Origin of the sequence: Paraglaciecola sp. MB-3u-78, assembly GCF_002835935.1 — a bacterium.
GTDB lineage: Bacteria > Pseudomonadota > Gammaproteobacteria > Enterobacterales > Alteromonadaceae > Paraglaciecola.
The window spans coordinates 1-15,842 of sequence record NZ_PJCF01000016.1; the positions used below are offsets into that span (position 1 = coordinate 1).

The window sequence follows — 15,842 nt, forward strand, 5'->3', positions numbered from 1 at the left end:
ACTTGACCGGAGAGGGCTAATGAGTGACCCCGTTCCGCAAGACCCCGTTCCGTTCTAAAGCCAAACATCTGTATCTTGACCACCTATAATCGCCATGATCTCGATGGTACTTTGGTTTATTCGATAGTAAATTACGTCAGAACGATGTGGGCAGCGTCTATAGCCAGGTCTAATATTGTCAACAGACTGATATATTAAGGGTGATTCTGCAATTTTAAGAAAAGCTTCAAAGAAGCTGTAAAAATATTCATCAGCTTGTTCTTCACCAAACTCCTCATATCCATATTCGTAGATTCTGCGCAAATCTTCTTTTGCTTCGTCCGTTAAGCGATATTTACTCATTTACTTTATAAAATCGGCTTTAAACTCGGCAAGAATTTCATCTGGTGACTGTGAAACGAAGTTACTTTTTTCTGCCTTTGATAGCTTTTGATTTATAAACTCAGCTCGCCTTGCACGTCTTATAAGATCATTAATCAACTCACTCTTATTCGCATAGTCGCCGATGTTTCCAACATGAGAGTTGAGCCAACTGTTATTGCTTTCCGTCAATGTAACACTTTGTCTAGGCATTTCTTATTCTCCAAATGTGACTGGTGCGATATTACACCAGTCACATTTTATTTTCAACGATGAAATGCTGGCAACGAAATGCTGGGGTCAAGTCTTGCAAAATGCTGGGGTCAAAATGCTGGGGTCACAAAATGCTGGGGTCAAGTCTTCACAAAATGCTGGGGTCAAGTCTTAAAATGCTGGGGTCAAGTCTTGAATTTTGTCAAAATGCTGGGGTCAAGTCTTGTAAAATGCTGGGGTCAAGTCTTGAATTTTGTCAAAATGCTGGGGTCAAGTCTTGCAAAATGCTGGGGTCAAGTCTTGTGCAAAATGCTGGGGTCATGCAAAATGCTGGGGTCAAGTCTTGAATTTTGCATGTCTCCCTTTTTAAACTATGGTTATTTTATTCATATCTAGTTTAGACGAGAGAAAATATGAGTCGGCCATTACGATTAGAGTTTGCCGGTGCGCTTTATCATATTACCTCACGGGGCAACGGTAGAAACTTGATCTATCTTCAGGATGATGATTTTGAGTTGTTTCTGCAGATTTTAGCTAACGTGTGTGAGCGCTATAATTGGGTTGTTCACGCGTATTGTTTAATGAGTAACCATTACCACCTTTTAGTTGAGACACCGGATGCCAACCTTAGTCAGGGGATGCGCCAGTTAAATGGTGTTTTTACGCAATCGATGAATCGTAAACACCACCGAGTAGGGCATTTATTTCAGGGAAGATACAAGGCTATTCTGATAGATAAAGATGCTTACCTGCTGGAACTATGCCGCTACATTGTTTTAAACCCTGTGCGAGCCAACATGGTGAACTCGCCTGAGGAATGGCCCTGGTCTAGCTGGCATTGCATGTTGGGCAACGTTGAGTCGCCTGTATGGTTGTCGACAGATACTTTACTTGTTCAATTTGCTAAAAATCGACAAGATGCGATCCAAAGCTATATTGACTTTGTTAAATCGGGTATTGGCAAAACCGTTTGGGATACTTTGCAGCATCAGATATTTTTAGGCGATGAGGCTTTTGTTGCAAGGCATCAAGCAATGCAAGATGGGTTGGAAGGTGATTTACTCGAAATTCCTTTTAAACAGCGCAGTGCTGCACCATTGCCGCTTGCTGAATACCAAGCTCAAACTGTTGATAAGCATCAAGCCATCTATAATGCCTACCGCTCTGGTGGCTATACGCAAAAACAAATAGGTGATTATTTTGGCTTACATTATTCTCAAATAAGTCGCCTTGTTGCAAAATACAAGACTTGACCCCAGCCCACCCACTTGCTGAATACCAAGCTCAAACTGTTGATAAGCATCAAGCCATCTATAATGCCTACCGCTCTGGTGGCTATACGCAAAAACAAATAGGTGATTATTTTGGCTTACATTATTCTCAAATAAGTCGCCTTGTTGCAAAATACAAGACTTGACCCCAGCCCACCACTGGTGATTATTTTGGCTTACATTATTCTCAAATAAGTCGCCTTGTTGCAAAATACAAGACTTGACCCCAGCCCACAAAATACAAGACTTGATCCCAGCCCATTGCATGACCCCAGCCCATACTGTTTGACCCCAGCCCATACACTTTGACCCCAGCCCATACCAGCCCATAAAGTCGTAAATTAATCGGCTTGCAGTCCTAAGAGTATTCGCTCCTCAGGGCTGCTTGCGCGACAAACTTGTCATTCGATGATATTGACTATGATTCGGGAACGGCCAAATAATCGAAGTAGCTTATCTGCAATTATAATAAGCTAGAGACAACCTGAATACAGGTTTTTATGGGTAGCCACATTTCAAGATGAGAATCATTACCGGGCTCTGCAGTTAAAAAACCATACTGCTGATAAAATGGAATAACTTCATGAGTCATAGGATCAACATATAATCCGATAGCTGAAATTTGCTCGGCGACTAACACTGTCCGATAGATAGCATCAATTAATAACTTTTCGCCTAAGCGTTGTTTCTGGTTCGAGGAAGCCACAGCAAGACGAGCCAGTTTAACCGCATTGAGTGGGTGTGGATATTTTTTATAATTTTTGTGAGCGGGAGGTGTTATTACTGAATATCCTGTCAGAGTGTGATAACCAATGATGTTAGTTGCTTCAGCTGCTTTGCAGGCTACATATGTTTTTGAAATTTGCTTGGCTGTTTTCTGCCGAGCTTGATGTCGTAAGAACTGATTTAATTCGTCTACTCCACAATCAAACGTTTTGCGATTATGTTGCCGAGTAATCTCTTCAATGATTACTGACATTCACCGTACTCTTATAGTATTCCGCCGCCTTGAGTAATTTAGCACTCGCTTTTGGTGGGTTCTCTAATGCATTAAACAAAGCATCAGCACCTGCCATTGATAAGTTCAAAGATTCAGTTCTTTCAATAACATTGCGAGCTTTCTCCATAGCTGAATCAACTAGAAATTGCGATAATGTCGCCCCAGAATAATCAGCCGCACGCTGTATTATTTCCTGGATCTCGGCTGAAGTTCGCGCAACTAGACGGGTTTCTTTACGTTCTGCACTGCTAGCCATAATTTCACCTCTGTTTTTCGAAAATATTTATAGGCGTCATTATGGCACACACAACCAATATCAGTCAATTTGAACAAAGACCGGGGTCACTCTTGCAAAAACAAAAATGCCGGGGTCACATCTTGTATTTTGCCTATCTTCTTTTTTAAACTATGGTTATTTTATTCATATCTAGTTTAGACGAGAGAAGATATGAGTCGGTCATTACGATTAGAAGTTGCAGGGTAGGTACTCCCTAGCATATGACTTCACAAGGTGATGGCAGAAACTTAATTTATTTTCAGACTTATGATTTTGAGTTGTTTCTGCAAAATACAAGACTTGATAAGCCCATGACCCCAGCCCAAGACACTTGAGTAATAAGGCGCAGCGATTTTTATACCTCGGCGTATGGCAATCCCTGGCACCTTGCGCTAATCCTTCACGCCAGCTTAGTTGTAGTCGAGACATTTGCCGCCGATTAATTGTTTCGCGGATATGTAGCGGGTGAACTGTTACCCATGCATGTTGGGAGCAATCCCTGAGTTATCGCCCTTTTGAGCAAGGCTACTTAGTAGGTATTTGATTTAAAATATTTCGGTGAAAATTACTAATATTTACTGGAATAAAATATCCTCAGCATCACATTTATCACAATATAAAGCAATGTCATCTGCGTATAGGCGTTTAACGATCGCAACTAACTCTGGATTATATAGCGACTTATGACTAGGGCACTGCCCAGCACGCTTTAATATGGCAATATCAAACGCTTTCATTTCGCTGAAACATCGGTCATTTAACAGCTCATATATATCAATACCATGCGATGTAAGCGAACGAGCATCAACAACATTAAAGTTGATCTTTTCACTTAATATGTGAATTGCGTCACTAAAGTGTTCCAACGCAAAATAATCATCATATTGCGTGTATAGTAAAAAATCGCTTTGTGGTTTCCAATGGATGTTAAAGCCCTTCATTGCCGGCACCGCAAGTGATTTTATAAATTGTGTAAATGTTAAATTATCTAAATCAACCTCATGCCTCAACTGAGCTCGATATAGCCACGCATCAGGCTCTTTAGCGACAAACTTATCTAAAAATACACTCGCTAATCGCCTGTAAGGACAACGAAGTACCACAAATTTATATTGTGCTTTAGCAGCATCAGCTAAGCTGGGTTTAAATGTTTGGTTATTAGCATGGATCCAATTGCCTTGCTCAATACCGTCAATACAACCATTTTCAATGGCGACCGATAAACGTAACGTAGAGCATCCATTTTTAGGTATAAAAGTATAAATGGAATTAGTCTTATAAATTTCCATTGCATGATTCATCGGGGTTTGATGCAGCGGATTTTGTTGCAAAGGACCATGTGTTTTTGAAGCACTTTTAAATATAGTCATAACTGTTTATTTACTCGTCAATTAAGTTTAAATTTGATGGCTTATATGTATATTTTCATTTTTACAGTATTACATTACATACTAATGTTATCAGGTAATTTGAATGAAATTATCATTTCTATTTCGTCACAGGGTTATCAAGTATATTGTCAGATCACATTCTGCTATTCGGTAAGAGGGCGTTGAGCAAAAATTAGCCAAATCGATATGATTGATTGTGGGCCGAACAGCGCAAGAGTTTAATCTACAAAAAATCTGAAATGACGGGGTCTTGTATTTTGCATGTCTCTCTTTTTAAACTATGGTTATTTTATTCATATCTAGTACCTAAACACAGTGAAAAATAATGACGGAGTCAGGCCTTTGATTTTGCGCTTGAGGTCACCTCGTTCCTTCTCGTTATATCATTAATCCCTAGAAAGATAGATAATGTGTGCTGTTTTTTGCGCGCTATTGAGAGTGCTTTGTTTTGTGCTATTATGATTGTGTCGTAATAATAAGGGGAAGGTTCATGAATTCAATTACTGCCAATGAGTTGAAACGTAATGGTGTTGCGGGTATCGAACGAGTAATGTCACAGAGTCATGAAAGTAGCGTTATGATCGATGTTAGAGGTAAGACAAAATATGTCATTTTGTCTGCGGATGAGTTTAACCAATATCGTGAATACCAGCTGGATCTTGCAATCTCCGAAGCGGAAGTGAGTTTAGCTAATGGCAACTATAGTACTATTGACGATATTGATAATTATGCTGAAACGCTAGAGAAAGAGATTAGCAATGGCATTTGAGCTTATTCGCCCAGTCTCTTATGCGAAACGTGAAAGAAAATTTTTTAAAAAGCATCCTGAGTTAATTAAGCAGTATGTAAAAACATTGAAGTTATTGTCGCTTAATCCAGAGCATCCCTCTTTGCGGTTACATCCTATCGTTAACAAGAAATGCCATTCTGTCTCTATCAATATGCAGTATCGTTTATTGTTAACGTTAAGAATGTTAGATGATGGAAAGTTGATACTTATCGATGTTGGTGATCATGATATCTACTCTCATTGAAAACGATTACAGCGGGGTCACTCCCGCTCACAGTAACAGCTTTATCTGACCGCGAAAGGCCTTCGTTGTTCTTTCATTGTTATTGGATATTCGTTATGAAAGCTTGCCAGTATTTGTTCCCACCAATAATCTAACGAAAGTCGGTTTAAGGTTTCCGCTCTAAGATTTGTATCTTCATAAAAGGGTTCGAGAGCTTGTATCCAGTGTCGAAGTTTATCTTTTGTAATACAGTTGCTATTCCAATCTTCAACGATAACTGCGGGGAGTTGAGAGTACGAGTCGTCTAATGGGGATGATTTAATGATAGGAATGGTGCCGTTGACGATGGCCATCCATGCTTTTGGTGATGGGTCGATCCCACCGCCCTGAACACATAAAATGAATGGATGTCGCCTCACTTGCTGCAAATAGTTGGCATAACTGATTTCTTCGGTGATTACTGTTGAGTATTCACTCAAATCTTGCTCACACAAACGAGTTACATGACGCCTTGCGTCCCATTGTTTGCCTATCCTTACACGGTGCGAGCAAAGTACTTTTAGCGCCCTGTCCTTTAGGCGTGACGATAGCGCGGGCACTTCAATTAGTTCTGACTCTTTGTGCTCGAAAACATAACCTAAAGGTAATGATGTCATTTTTACATGTGTTTCATCCACATTCTCTGCAAACCAATGGATGACTCTCTTATCATTTAATATGTTTTTAATTATCTCCTTCTCATCGTGATTAAATGATCTCCACCTAGCGTCAATCTGGTTAGGCAGGGTGACATCCTCGGAAGCGGTTATTAGTACGAATTTCTGATTTATTCTTGGTAGAATTTCACGGAAAAAGTATAACAGGCCAACAAAAGGTGCCCGCATAGAAAGAAACACTATACTGGGCTGTTTTAAAAGATTGCCGTGAGTAAACACCTTTTCTGAGTTAGTGTCAGTCATAATGACCCAGTCACATCGCGCCGCAATTCCTGTAAGGTTATAAGCCCCCGCCCCAAAGCTTTTTGGGAACAAACGAGTATTTTGGATATGTATTTGTGTTGCTGTCATGTTTTCCTATTTTCACTGACTGCGTTGTAAAAATTTTTGTGATTTTGAATTCTGATTAATTCTGCAGCTTCTATGATATTTCTCGTTTAGAAACGAAAAAACCAAACATTCAAGGTAATATACACTCCTATTCATGGAGGTAAGCGACAAACGGCAGGCTGAGACAGTGGTTATCTGTTAAAAGTGCCAATTATTTTAATGCGATTGCCCTGCCAGTCGCTTGCATGCAGTCGGGTCCCCCCAGTTGCGTTGATTAACTACAATGATAGATAATGTCAAAAATTCACTAATTGTTATTATCACGTGGCAAATACAAGACATTTGCTGATCAATTTGGAATAATACTCCGATTGGTTCAACAGCTTGGAATTGAGGTGTTGTTACCTAATTTTAGGCACCATTTGAAGATAACAACGCAAATGTGCTATCAGAATCCAATATTGCACGGGCTTCCCGGGTAATCAAGTAGTAAAAGGAATAGAGTTTAATGAAAAAAGCATTAATTACCGGAGTAACCGGCCAAGATGGCTCCTATTTAGCCGAATTATTATTAGAAAAAGGATATGAGGTTCACGGTATTAAACGTCGTGCGTCTTCATTTAACACTCAGCGTGTTGATCATATCTATGAAGATGTGCATATCGAAAATGCCCGCTTTAAGTTGCACTACGGTGATTTGACTGATTCATCCAATCTAATCCGTATTATGCAAGAAGTTGAGCCTGATGAGGTGTACAACTTAGGGGCGCAGTCACATGTTGCTGTGTCTTTTGAAGCACCAGAGTATACGGCTGATGTTGATGCACTTGGTACCTTGCGGCTCTTAGAAGCGATTCGATTTTTGGGGCTTGAAAAGAAAACCAAATTTTACCAAGCGTCTACCTCAGAGCTTTATGGTGAAGTGCAAGAAATCCCGCAAAAAGAAACTACGCCCTTTCACCCCCGTTCGCCTTATGCCGTAGCTAAAATGTATGCCTACTGGATTGTGGTTAACTACCGAGAGTCTTACGGTATTTTTGCCTGTAACGGTATTTTGTTTAACCATGAATCACCACGCCGCGGTGAGACCTTTGTAACCCGTAAAATTACTCGTGCTATTGCTAATATCGCTCAAGGCGCAGAACAGTGTTTGTTCTTAGGTAATATGGACGCCCTTCGTGACTGGGGTCATGCTAAAGATTACGTGCGTATGCAATGGATGATGTTGCAACAAGACCAGCCAGATGATTTTGTTATTGCCACAGGCAAACAAATCTCGGTGCGTGAATTTGTACGTATGTCGGCTGAAAATGCAGGTATTACCATAGAATTTAGCGGTGAAGGTCTTACTGAGATTGCAACAGTTGCTGCCGTGACGGGTGAAAACGCACCAGAAGTGAAAGTTGGCGACGTAATTGTTAAAGTTGACCCACGTTATTTCCGCCCTGCAGAGGTCGAAACTTTATTGGGTGACCCAAGCAAAGCCAAAGAAAAACTAGGTTGGGTGCCAGAGATCACCGTTGAAGAAATGTGTGCCGAAATGGTGAAGCATGACTTAGACAAAGCCAAACAACATGCCTTGCTCAAAAAACATGGCTTTGATGTGGCGTTAGCTAAAGAATAACAGCCCTAAGAAAGGCATTGGTTCACCACAGAGGGCACCGGGTGCCGCGCACAGAGAACAGAGGTAAACATTTTAGGTTAAATAATTTCATGCGTTTTTCTTACTCCTAGTACTCTCCACGCGGTGGCCGGAATCCTCTGTGGTGGATCTGCTTTTGCCTGGCGCAGTGCTAAAGATTATGTGCGTATGCAATAGTTTTGATATGGCGCTGGCCAATGAGTAAAATAAAGACTTTATAGGTACGTAGCATCTGTTGGTTTTTGTAGCTATATTCCTTTGATACTGAAGAAGGGATAATATCAAGATGACTGGTGTTATTTTGGCAAGGATTGTCTTGCTTCTCAACTATCTGTAGGTGTTCGCATTGTGCCAACTTTAAACCATCGAATAGCTTGAACTAGCGAATGTTCGTTGTGAATGTGAAAGCATGATTGAAATACTTAGATACGGAGAAGGCATGCAAAATAAACTGCAAACTGAAGGTTATGTTGGGCCTTTCTCTAGCGGCAATGATGAGCTATTGCAGGCTATGAAGTCAGAGTTAAATAAACTGGGTAATAATTTTAAAAACCTACATATTAAAAGTGAAATTTGTCAATCTTTGCTTTCGAGTCCTTTGATTGCAGATTTTGTTAATGCTTATTTTGGCAAGAGTTTAAAGCTGTGGAGAACTAACTGTTTTAAAAAGGTAGACGGCAGTGGTGAGGTCAGTTGGCACCACGACCGTCACTTTGAGAATGCAGATGAAAAGGTGACGTTTTCAAACCTAGGTAATCATTTCTCAATCTTGCTGGCAGTCACTGATATGACAGAAGAAACTGGAATAATGGAATTTATTCCCGGCTCACATTTGCCAGTTCCCGGCTTTAAGCGAGATGAACGTCCATTTCACCAGCGAGCGATACAAGAACATTTTCTCGATATTCCAGAGGAATTACTGGCAAAACGAGTCAGTATTCCTTTAAAACGTGGCGAGTTCATCTTATTCCATTCAGGTTTATTACATCGTAGTCTGCCAGCACAGGGTGTCGACGTTAATCGATATTCTATGGTAGCTAGGTTATGCACTGCGGATACTCTTATTCCAAATGAATTGGCGTCTCCCCAGGAGGTTGTTGACTATCCTATGAAAATGGTTGCTCAAAATGGTAGTTTAGACGGAAAAGTTGCGCTTATCACGGGTGGAAGTCGCGGTATTGGTCGAGCTATTGCAAAAGCAATTTTGGCGCAGGGAGGTAAGGTCATGATAGTTGGGCGAGACAATGCTAAATTGGCGCAAGCTCAATCTGAGTTAAATCAGAGTGGCCAAGCATCTGCACTTGGAAGTTTGCAGGCAGACGCGAGTGATTATGCCTCGCTTAGTCAGGCTTTTGAGTTGGCCCATGAAACATTTGGTAAAATAGATATCGTATTTTCGAACGCAGCGACCAATCAACCTGCAGGAGTGCTCGAAAATATGACAGTTGATGAATGGATGACACCCTTTAACTCGAATATGGCATGCACAGTGAATACCTGTAAACTCGCGGTTCAATATTTGAGACAAAGTGGCGGAAATATCATTACTTTAGGATCGGGCATAGGTCACGCAGGTGCTCAAGGGAATTCCTCGTATGCAGCGGCGAAAGCAGCGAGTTGGGTTTTTACCAAATCTCTTGCCCAAGAAGTGGCCAAATATAAAATAAACGTTAACGAATTGATCCCCGGCCCCGTAAAAACGGATATGAACCCGAATGCAAACGGCGCCCATTGGAAAGAACCTGACGATATCGGCCCACTAGCGATAATGTTAGCTACACAGGATTTGGAAAATGGCGCCACAGGACAGTGCTTTTGTTTAAAACGTTTTTAACAGGCGATCTATCACCGTGAATCCTTATAGAAATCTTGAAAATCGACAGTATTGGCGCAATTTTGTCTCTGATAGCAAGGAATCTGGCGTTATTATTAGGGAACTTTGGCAGCCCAAATTTAACATTTCAAAAGATGATGAAATTGTCACGTTTGGCTCGTGTTTTGCCCAGCATTTTAGCCACGCGCTGAAAAAAGCGAATTACACGTGGTTGTGTACTGAAGATTTACCTGCAGGGGTAAGTGATGAGGTTGCTACTGCTTTGGATTATAGAGTGTTCTCATGCAGAACAGGAAATATATATACCACCTCAATTCTAAACCAGTGGGTTGACTGGAGTCTTAACAAGCAGGTCATGCCGCAAGAAATTTGGCAATACAAAAAACGCTACTATGATCCCATGCGCCCAACCATTGAGAAAGTCGGTTTTGAGTCATTAGAAGAATGTCTGGCGATGCGTGAGCAAACAAGGTTATGTTTTACTCGTTGTATTGAACAGGCTGAGGTTTTCGTTTTTACCCTGGGTTTGACAGAAGCCTGGTACAACCCAGACATGGGTTACGAATACCCAGTGTGTCCTCAAGCCCTGAAGATCGCACCGATAGAATGCAGAAGCCAATTCGTAAATCATGACTATGGAAGTGTTAAAGCTTATTTACTTAGTGCATTGGAAAAAATACGCCAAGTTAATCCAACTGTAAAAGTACTACTAACAGTTTCGCCAGTACCACTAATAGCTACTCAGTTGTCAGATCATGTGATGGTTGCCACTACGTCGGCGAAATCAATTTTAAGAGCGGTATGCAGTAGTGTTGCAGATACCTCAAAACACATCGATTACTTTCCATCTTATGAAATCATCACTAACCCGTTTAAGTCAGGCAATTTTTTTGCAGACGATAGACGAAGTGTAACGAGTGACGGCGTGAATACAGTGATGCAGCATTTCTTTGGCCCGTTTGGCACTGCAGTGCATGCTCATAGTAACGATTTAACAGCAAATCAGCCAAATCGTAGCAAAAAAGATTATGACCAAACGGTGTGCGAAGAAGAACTATTAGTGGCTTTTGCCAACGAACAAGGGAAGAGCACTTGAATATTTGTGTTATAGGCAATTCTCATGTGGCTGCCTTGAAAAAATCTTCATTTCAACTTGATTGCAATACTTTAGATTATTACGCTATCCCCGGAGCTGGGGCCCCTGACCTGCTCTTAAAAAACGATAGACTCTTCCCAGATTATGATTCAGATAAAGGAGTCACCTATCCTGACTTTAAACCTGGTGAATGGGTTAGCAGTAATATTCCGCAGGTTGAAACACAGGGTCTGGAGCTAGATAATTATGATTTGATCGTATATTCAGGTGTTGGTTTGCCGGCGCTCCGTTCATCAAATGTAAATGCTATTAATCAGGTTGTTTGCCCTTTTTTTCTTCCCGCTAATTATGACCAGAGCAGTTGCGAAAAAAATATTGTCAGCATACAGGCTTTTGAAAGATTGATCGTAAATGAACTGGAAAATGCAGCGAACATTTGTTCTCTCAGGTTGCTACTAGCACATTTTAATGGACCCATATTACTTCAACATTTCCCCGTGCCAAGTAATCAACTGCGCACACAACCAGACTTTGACTATGCATCAAGTGTTAGCATTTCAAGTCTGATTAAGTGGTATTATAAGCAACAAATAGAGTTTGTTGAAAATTTGATAGTCGAACATTCGAATGCATCTTATCTATTTGATGTTTTTGAACTTGTTGACGAATCTGGTTTTACGCAGAATCGTTTCAGCAAGCTTAATGACGCGTGGCACATGAATCATTTGTACGGTGATGAAGTCTTTAAACACCTGCAGATATATTTAGACAATCTTTAAAAGTAGTTACAAAAATATGAAAAAAATATTTATAGCAGGTCACCGCGGCATGGTCGGGTCGGCCATTGTTCGACAATTGCAAGCACGTGGTGACGTTGAATTGGTTTTACGCTCACGCAGTGAATTGGATTTAACGAATCAGCAGGCAGTTGCCGAATTTTTTAAGGCAGAGCAAATTGATGATGTGTATTTGGCAGCAGCCAAAGTCGGCGGCATTATTGCTAACAACACCTATCCTGCTGATTTTATTTACGAAAACCTGATGATTGAGTGCAATATTATTCACTCAGCTCATATGGCGAGTATACAGCAATTGTTGTTTTTGGGCTCTTCATGTATTTATCCAAAGTTGGCATCACAGCCGATGGCTGAATCTGCATTGTTAACCGCTACTTTAGAACCAACCAATGAACCCTATGCCATTGCAAAAATCGCTGGGATTAAATTGTGTGAGTCTTATAACCGCCAGTATGGCCGTGACTATCGCAGTGTGATGCCGACCAACTTATATGGGCCGCATGATAATTTTCACCCTGAAAATTCCCATGTTATTCCGGCGCTATTGCGTCGATTTCACGAAGCCAAACTTAATGGTGATAAGCAAGTGGTTGCCTGGGGTAGCGGCAAACCGATGCGCGAGTTTTTACATGTCAACGACATGGCCGCAGCGTCAATTCATGTGATGGAATTAGATAAAACAACCTACGATGAAAATACTGAGCCTATGTTAAGTCATATTAATGTGGGAACTGGTGTGGATTGCACTATTCGTGAATTGGTTGAAACGGTGGCCAAGGTTACTGGTTTTGCCGGTGAGATTGAATTTGATGCCACTAAACCAGACGGTGCGCCGCGTAAATTGATGAATGTGGATAGGCTGGCATCATTAGGTTGGCAATATACCTATAGCCTTGAAGCCGGTTTACAAGATGCCTATCAGTGGTTTTTAGAGAATCAGGACAGATTCAGAGGTTAAGGATAGGCAACATGTAATATTTGCAACTTAACATGGACTTCTGATTGAAATTCGAAGTGTGTCAGTAAGTTGGCTATGAAACGGATTTTGTCTTCTGTCAGATTGATTTAAATCATATCCCAGCTTCAATTTGTGGGCTGTTTTTGAGATTGTAAATATTCATGTAATTTTTCACGATTTTGTAAAATCACTGTATCTTCTCTATACAGGTCCAAACGATAATTCCATTCTGGTGGTAGCGTCGCAATCCTTAGATTAGTCTTGTAAAGTAGAAATCTAAATGTGCCTTGATCATGATAATGGGAGAACATGTCGGCAAGATATGCATTAGCCCAGCTTTTAATAAAATTTTTCACGGCTTGAGTATTATTATACAGAATTAAATCACAGTTAAATTCGGGAAATGCAACGGGCAATTCAGGGATCAAGCCATGAGTATGGGATGGAACAATTCTAGTTTTAGGAGCGTGCGATGCAGCAATATCAAAATTGTCGAGTAAGTCAGGAAGCACTGCTACTCCATCTTTAAGAGCATATGTATCAGCACCTAATAATAATACTTTGTCTTCAGACATCTCTTGCATGACACGATGCTTTACAATCATTTGGCCGTTCATATGACATCGGTTCTTTAAAAACTCAGGAACATAAAACTCAGCATCACGAATTTCATCAAATTGATCAATACCATCTAGATCTTTTGCATCAGTGTAGAGATAGTATTTTGCATCTGGCAGGTATTTTCGGAAGCTCTTAGCGGACTCATTTGCTTCACGAACAAAAAATCCATTTCTATGGTGAGAGTTGATATATAAAACGGCTAAGGACACTTGTATCTCCATCTGAACAGATAATTTTATTAAAATAACTTATTGAATTTCCCCTCTACTTTTTTAGGACTGGATAGGGACATACTTCAGTGCAACCGCATGACTTACATCTACTTTTGTACTCACATCCAGTACCCAATGCAAGCTGTTCTCTATTTCCCAGTGACCTCGTACTGCTTCTGCAAATTGTACCTAATTTACTCGGGCAGTTCTTATGCTTTTTTGTGCACTGGTGAAAGTACATTGAAACGCTATAAAATCGATTCTGATTTTAGGGGATTGGTATACAAGCTTTATTATTTGCGAAATCAAGAGAGTTAAGCGTAGTACATTGTCATAAGATACCATGTAAAATATTTTATCAAACAAAAACACATCTAGAGGATTTATTAATATGGTGTGTATTTAGTATTTATCCAGTGTAAAACTATTTAATTACTACTTAGTTGCTGGTATCTGGCAATGTTACATAGTGCTTTGTAGTTCTTTGACCCGGCAGCAAGCCGTCTTTCTTGGGCCGTTTGAGCATTTTCACGACGACTATGTGTTTGGTGAAGATATCACGACTCATTATGTGGTGTTGGGCTATGCCCTTACCATCGATATTGATTTGGCAAGCTTGCCCCAGGACCAACACTGCCAGTACGCCTGTTTTACTGCTAGTGACATGCTTCGGCGAGAAGATGTACACACACATTCGAAATAGTACGTGGCAGATGATGTGCCATTCAAGACGGGATGTAGTGAATTGAGCTGAGATAAATCTTGTTTTTTGTGCGTAATCGGGGAAATTCTGTAATAATACTGCCAGTTTACAAAGCGCGTTAATCCCAGCTAGATTGCAGGGCTGTTTTACATTCTTCAGGTGAATAAATATACATGTCTAAAAATATAATTGAGAAAATATCTCAGAAGTTCAAAGGTGGTGTTCTTAAGTATTCCTTAGATCAGGCTAACACTAATGAAATTGTTGGTTGGGTTTTCGATCCAAAAAGCACAAGTGATCACCTGGTGGTGCAGTTACGCGAAGGCGATAAGGTTGTCGACACAATTAAAGCGGATGAACTTAGAAAAGATGTAAGGGATGCGGGTTTCGGCAATGGCTATTGTGGATTTCGTTTTAATACTCAAACATTATTTGCAGAGCAGGCAGAAGCCCGTATTGACTTATTTGCCAACGGTAAAAAACTCAATCAGGAACCAATTGTTATTAAATTTGAGGTGCAAAAACCTCTACAACAAACAGGTGTCTTAGAAAACTACCGAGTGCATATAGATAATAATATTCCCGGCAAATTATTCGGGTGGGCTATTGATGACAGTCGCCAGGCACATAAGCCCCATATTGAATGCAAATTGGGTGACTTTACACTAGGTGCTTGTGTTGCTGATACTTTTCGGGATGACCTTGCCAAGGCTGGTATCGGTGATGGTAAATTTGCATTTAAAATTGACTATGACGTTGCGTTTTTGCCAGATGACGGTGCTGGGCTTAAGGTGATTGTTGATGGTATCGTATTAGTTAATTCTGAAAAATCCTTTATTCTATCAGCTACTGACGTACAAAAAGCCAAAGATAATAAACAACAAGCTCTTTTTGTGGAGGGCGTAAAGCAGGAAATTAGTGAAATTACGCAGCAAATCAGTCAACACAATATGAATGAGGGATTGCCTGCAGACAGCGTGGCTGGGGTGTGCAGTGTGTTTGTTGAGAGAATGGCTGAGATGAGTTTTAGGCTGTCAGTCATTGAAAAAGCTTTGGTAGCAAAATCATCTGGAAATTAAGCAACAGAATAAAAAAACCTTAGCTGGGGGTCTATTGTCCTCGCTCTATTCGCGTTAAATTTTAAAGGTATATTTGTGCAATTTCTGTCAACTCAACCATCACCCTTGCGCGCGCAGGTTGACACAGTTGATGCTCTCGTTTCTGGCTGGCTGTTAATGGCTGCATTGTCATCGCAGGTAAAGCGGATTAACATCGGCCTGATTTGCGCGAGGCTGGCTTTGAAAACTACCGGTAATAGCTCTGAATCAAGTGCTTTGCTAAATTGAGAGTAGTCAGAAAATGTATAATGGTTTTGCAATTCCTTTTTTAAACGTTGGAATGCTTAATA

At 40.6% G+C, this 15,842-nt stretch carries 17 protein-coding genes; 10 read left to right on the plus strand and 7 right to left on the minus strand.

Annotated features, from left to right (window positions below):
• Nucleotides 1-54: 54 nt before the first annotated feature.
• Both CXF95_RS25755 and CXF95_RS25760 read right to left on the minus strand, forming a co-directional pair.
• A complete protein-coding gene (locus CXF95_RS25755) occupies nucleotides 55-342 on the minus strand; it encodes a type II toxin-antitoxin system RelE/ParE family toxin (protein ID WP_101201341.1) in 288 nt (95 codons plus the stop codon).
• On the minus strand, nucleotides 343-573 hold the full coding sequence (locus CXF95_RS25760; RefSeq protein WP_101201342.1) for a CopG family transcriptional regulator: 231 nt from the start codon (nucleotides 571-573) through the stop codon (nucleotides 343-345).
• A 413-nt stretch (nucleotides 574-986) separates the two neighbouring features.
• Between CXF95_RS25760 and CXF95_RS25770 the strand changes: the two genes are divergently transcribed.
• Nucleotides 987-1,826, plus strand: a complete 840-nt coding sequence (locus CXF95_RS25770; protein WP_101201344.1) for a transposase — start codon at nucleotides 987-989, stop codon at nucleotides 1,824-1,826.
• Between the two features lie 481 nt (nucleotides 1,827-2,307).
• Here the strand turns inward: CXF95_RS25770 and CXF95_RS25780 are convergent, their stop codons facing one another.
• The 3 genes from CXF95_RS25780 to CXF95_RS25790 form a co-directional block, all read right to left on the minus strand.
• The gene (locus tag CXF95_RS25780; RefSeq protein ID WP_101201346.1) at nucleotides 2,308-2,823 is read right to left on the minus strand and encodes a GNAT family N-acetyltransferase; all 516 of its coding nucleotides are present in this window, start codon (nucleotides 2,821-2,823) and stop codon (nucleotides 2,308-2,310) included.
• Nucleotides 2,807-3,100 carry a DUF1778 domain-containing protein gene (locus tag CXF95_RS25785; protein ID WP_101201347.1) on the minus strand — a complete coding sequence of 98 codons (294 nt, stop codon included), beginning with the start codon at nucleotides 3,098-3,100 and terminating at the stop codon, nucleotides 2,807-2,809. The genes CXF95_RS25780 and CXF95_RS25785 overlap by 17 nt, the downstream gene beginning before the upstream one ends.
• Before the next feature lie 596 nt (nucleotides 3,101-3,696).
• Complete coding sequence (locus CXF95_RS25790) at nucleotides 3,697-4,491, minus strand: sulfotransferase family 2 domain-containing protein (protein WP_101201348.1); 795 nt, start codon at nucleotides 4,489-4,491, stop codon at nucleotides 3,697-3,699.
• 511 nt (nucleotides 4,492-5,002) lie between these two features.
• Here CXF95_RS25790 and CXF95_RS25795 point away from each other — a divergent pair.
• Entirely contained in the window at nucleotides 5,003-5,281 is a 279-nt protein-coding gene (locus CXF95_RS25795) for a type II toxin-antitoxin system Phd/YefM family antitoxin (protein ID WP_198556706.1), read from the plus strand.
• Nucleotides 5,271-5,546: a plasmid stabilization protein gene (locus tag CXF95_RS25800; RefSeq protein ID WP_101201349.1), complete on the plus strand. Its 276-nt coding sequence runs from the start codon at nucleotides 5,271-5,273 to the stop codon at nucleotides 5,544-5,546. Before CXF95_RS25795 ends, CXF95_RS25800 begins: the two co-directional genes overlap by 11 nt.
• Before the next feature lie 41 nt (nucleotides 5,547-5,587).
• Here CXF95_RS25800 and CXF95_RS25805 read toward each other — a convergent pair whose 3' ends face one another.
• On the minus strand, nucleotides 5,588-6,592 hold the full coding sequence (locus CXF95_RS25805; protein WP_101201350.1) for a hypothetical protein: 1,005 nt from the start codon (nucleotides 6,590-6,592) through the stop codon (nucleotides 5,588-5,590).
• A 487-nt stretch (nucleotides 6,593-7,079) separates the two neighbouring features.
• On the opposite strand from CXF95_RS25805, the gene gmd reads away from it, so the two are divergent.
• From gmd to CXF95_RS25830, 5 genes are all read left to right on the plus strand, one after another.
• A complete protein-coding gene (gene gmd / locus CXF95_RS25810; RefSeq protein ID WP_101201351.1) occupies nucleotides 7,080-8,195 on the plus strand; it encodes a GDP-mannose 4,6-dehydratase in 1,116 nt (371 codons plus the stop codon).
• A gap of 457 nt (nucleotides 8,196-8,652) precedes the next feature.
• A complete protein-coding gene (locus CXF95_RS25815) occupies nucleotides 8,653-10,047 on the plus strand; it encodes an SDR family NAD(P)-dependent oxidoreductase (protein ID WP_198556707.1) in 1,395 nt (464 codons plus the stop codon).
• 16 nt (nucleotides 10,048-10,063) lie between these two features.
• Nucleotides 10,064-11,143 carry a GSCFA domain-containing protein gene (locus CXF95_RS25820; protein WP_157828245.1) on the plus strand — a complete coding sequence of 360 codons (1,080 nt, stop codon included), beginning with the start codon at nucleotides 10,064-10,066 and terminating at the stop codon, nucleotides 11,141-11,143.
• On the plus strand, nucleotides 11,140-11,922 hold the full coding sequence (locus tag CXF95_RS25825) for a hypothetical protein (RefSeq protein ID WP_101201354.1): 783 nt from the start codon (nucleotides 11,140-11,142) through the stop codon (nucleotides 11,920-11,922). The genes CXF95_RS25820 and CXF95_RS25825 overlap by 4 nt, the downstream gene beginning before the upstream one ends.
• Before the next feature lie 16 nt (nucleotides 11,923-11,938).
• Nucleotides 11,939-12,898 carry a GDP-L-fucose synthase gene (locus tag CXF95_RS25830; RefSeq protein WP_101201355.1) on the plus strand — a complete coding sequence of 320 codons (960 nt, stop codon included), beginning with the start codon at nucleotides 11,939-11,941 and terminating at the stop codon, nucleotides 12,896-12,898.
• A 125-nt stretch (nucleotides 12,899-13,023) separates the two neighbouring features.
• Here CXF95_RS25830 and CXF95_RS25835 read toward each other — a convergent pair whose 3' ends face one another.
• Nucleotides 13,024-13,728 carry a hypothetical protein gene (locus CXF95_RS25835; protein WP_101201356.1) on the minus strand — a complete coding sequence of 235 codons (705 nt, stop codon included), beginning with the start codon at nucleotides 13,726-13,728 and terminating at the stop codon, nucleotides 13,024-13,026.
• Nucleotides 13,729-14,215: 487 nt separating this feature from the next.
• Between CXF95_RS25835 and CXF95_RS25840 the strand changes: the two genes are divergently transcribed.
• Both CXF95_RS25840 and CXF95_RS25845 read left to right on the plus strand, forming a co-directional pair.
• Nucleotides 14,216-14,434 (plus strand): hypothetical protein, encoded by a 219-nt coding sequence (locus CXF95_RS25840; RefSeq protein WP_157828246.1) that lies wholly within the window; start codon nucleotides 14,216-14,218, stop codon nucleotides 14,432-14,434.
• 173 nt (nucleotides 14,435-14,607) lie between these two features.
• Nucleotides 14,608-15,513 (plus strand): hypothetical protein, encoded by a 906-nt coding sequence (locus CXF95_RS25845; RefSeq protein WP_101201358.1) that lies wholly within the window; start codon nucleotides 14,608-14,610, stop codon nucleotides 15,511-15,513.
• The last annotated feature ends 329 nt before the right edge of the window (nucleotides 15,514-15,842 follow it).

Bases quoted from the DNA above. Each gene is read 5' to 3' on its own strand.
- CXF95_RS25755 (WP_101201341.1), bottom strand. From the start codon at position 342: ATGAGTAAATATCGCTTAACGGACGAAGCAAAAGAAGATTTGCGCAGA.
- CXF95_RS25760 (WP_101201342.1), bottom strand. From the start codon at position 573: ATGCCTAGACAAAGTGTTACATTGACGGAAAGCAATAACAGTTGGCTC.
- CXF95_RS25770 (WP_101201344.1), top strand. From the start codon at position 987: ATGAGTCGGCCATTACGATTAGAGTTTGCCGGTGCGCTTTATCATATT.
- CXF95_RS25780 (WP_101201346.1), bottom strand. From the start codon at position 2,823: ATGTCAGTAATCATTGAAGAGATTACTCGGCAACATAATCGCAAAACG.
- CXF95_RS25785 (WP_101201347.1), bottom strand. From the start codon at position 3,100: ATGGCTAGCAGTGCAGAACGTAAAGAAACCCGTCTAGTTGCGCGAACT.
- CXF95_RS25790 (WP_101201348.1), bottom strand. From the start codon at position 4,491: ATGACTATATTTAAAAGTGCTTCAAAAACACATGGTCCTTTGCAACAA.
- CXF95_RS25795 (WP_198556706.1), top strand. From the start codon at position 5,003: ATGAATTCAATTACTGCCAATGAGTTGAAACGTAATGGTGTTGCGGGT.
- CXF95_RS25800 (WP_101201349.1), top strand. From the start codon at position 5,271: ATGGCATTTGAGCTTATTCGCCCAGTCTCTTATGCGAAACGTGAAAGA.
- CXF95_RS25805 (WP_101201350.1), bottom strand. From the start codon at position 6,592: ATGACAGCAACACAAATACATATCCAAAATACTCGTTTGTTCCCAAAA.
- gmd (WP_101201351.1), top strand. From the start codon at position 7,080: ATGAAAAAAGCATTAATTACCGGAGTAACCGGCCAAGATGGCTCCTAT.
- CXF95_RS25815 (WP_198556707.1), top strand. From the start codon at position 8,653: ATGCAAAATAAACTGCAAACTGAAGGTTATGTTGGGCCTTTCTCTAGC.
- CXF95_RS25830 (WP_101201355.1), top strand. From the start codon at position 11,939: ATGAAAAAAATATTTATAGCAGGTCACCGCGGCATGGTCGGGTCGGCC.
- CXF95_RS25845 (WP_101201358.1), top strand. From the start codon at position 14,608: ATGTCTAAAAATATAATTGAGAAAATATCTCAGAAGTTCAAAGGTGGT.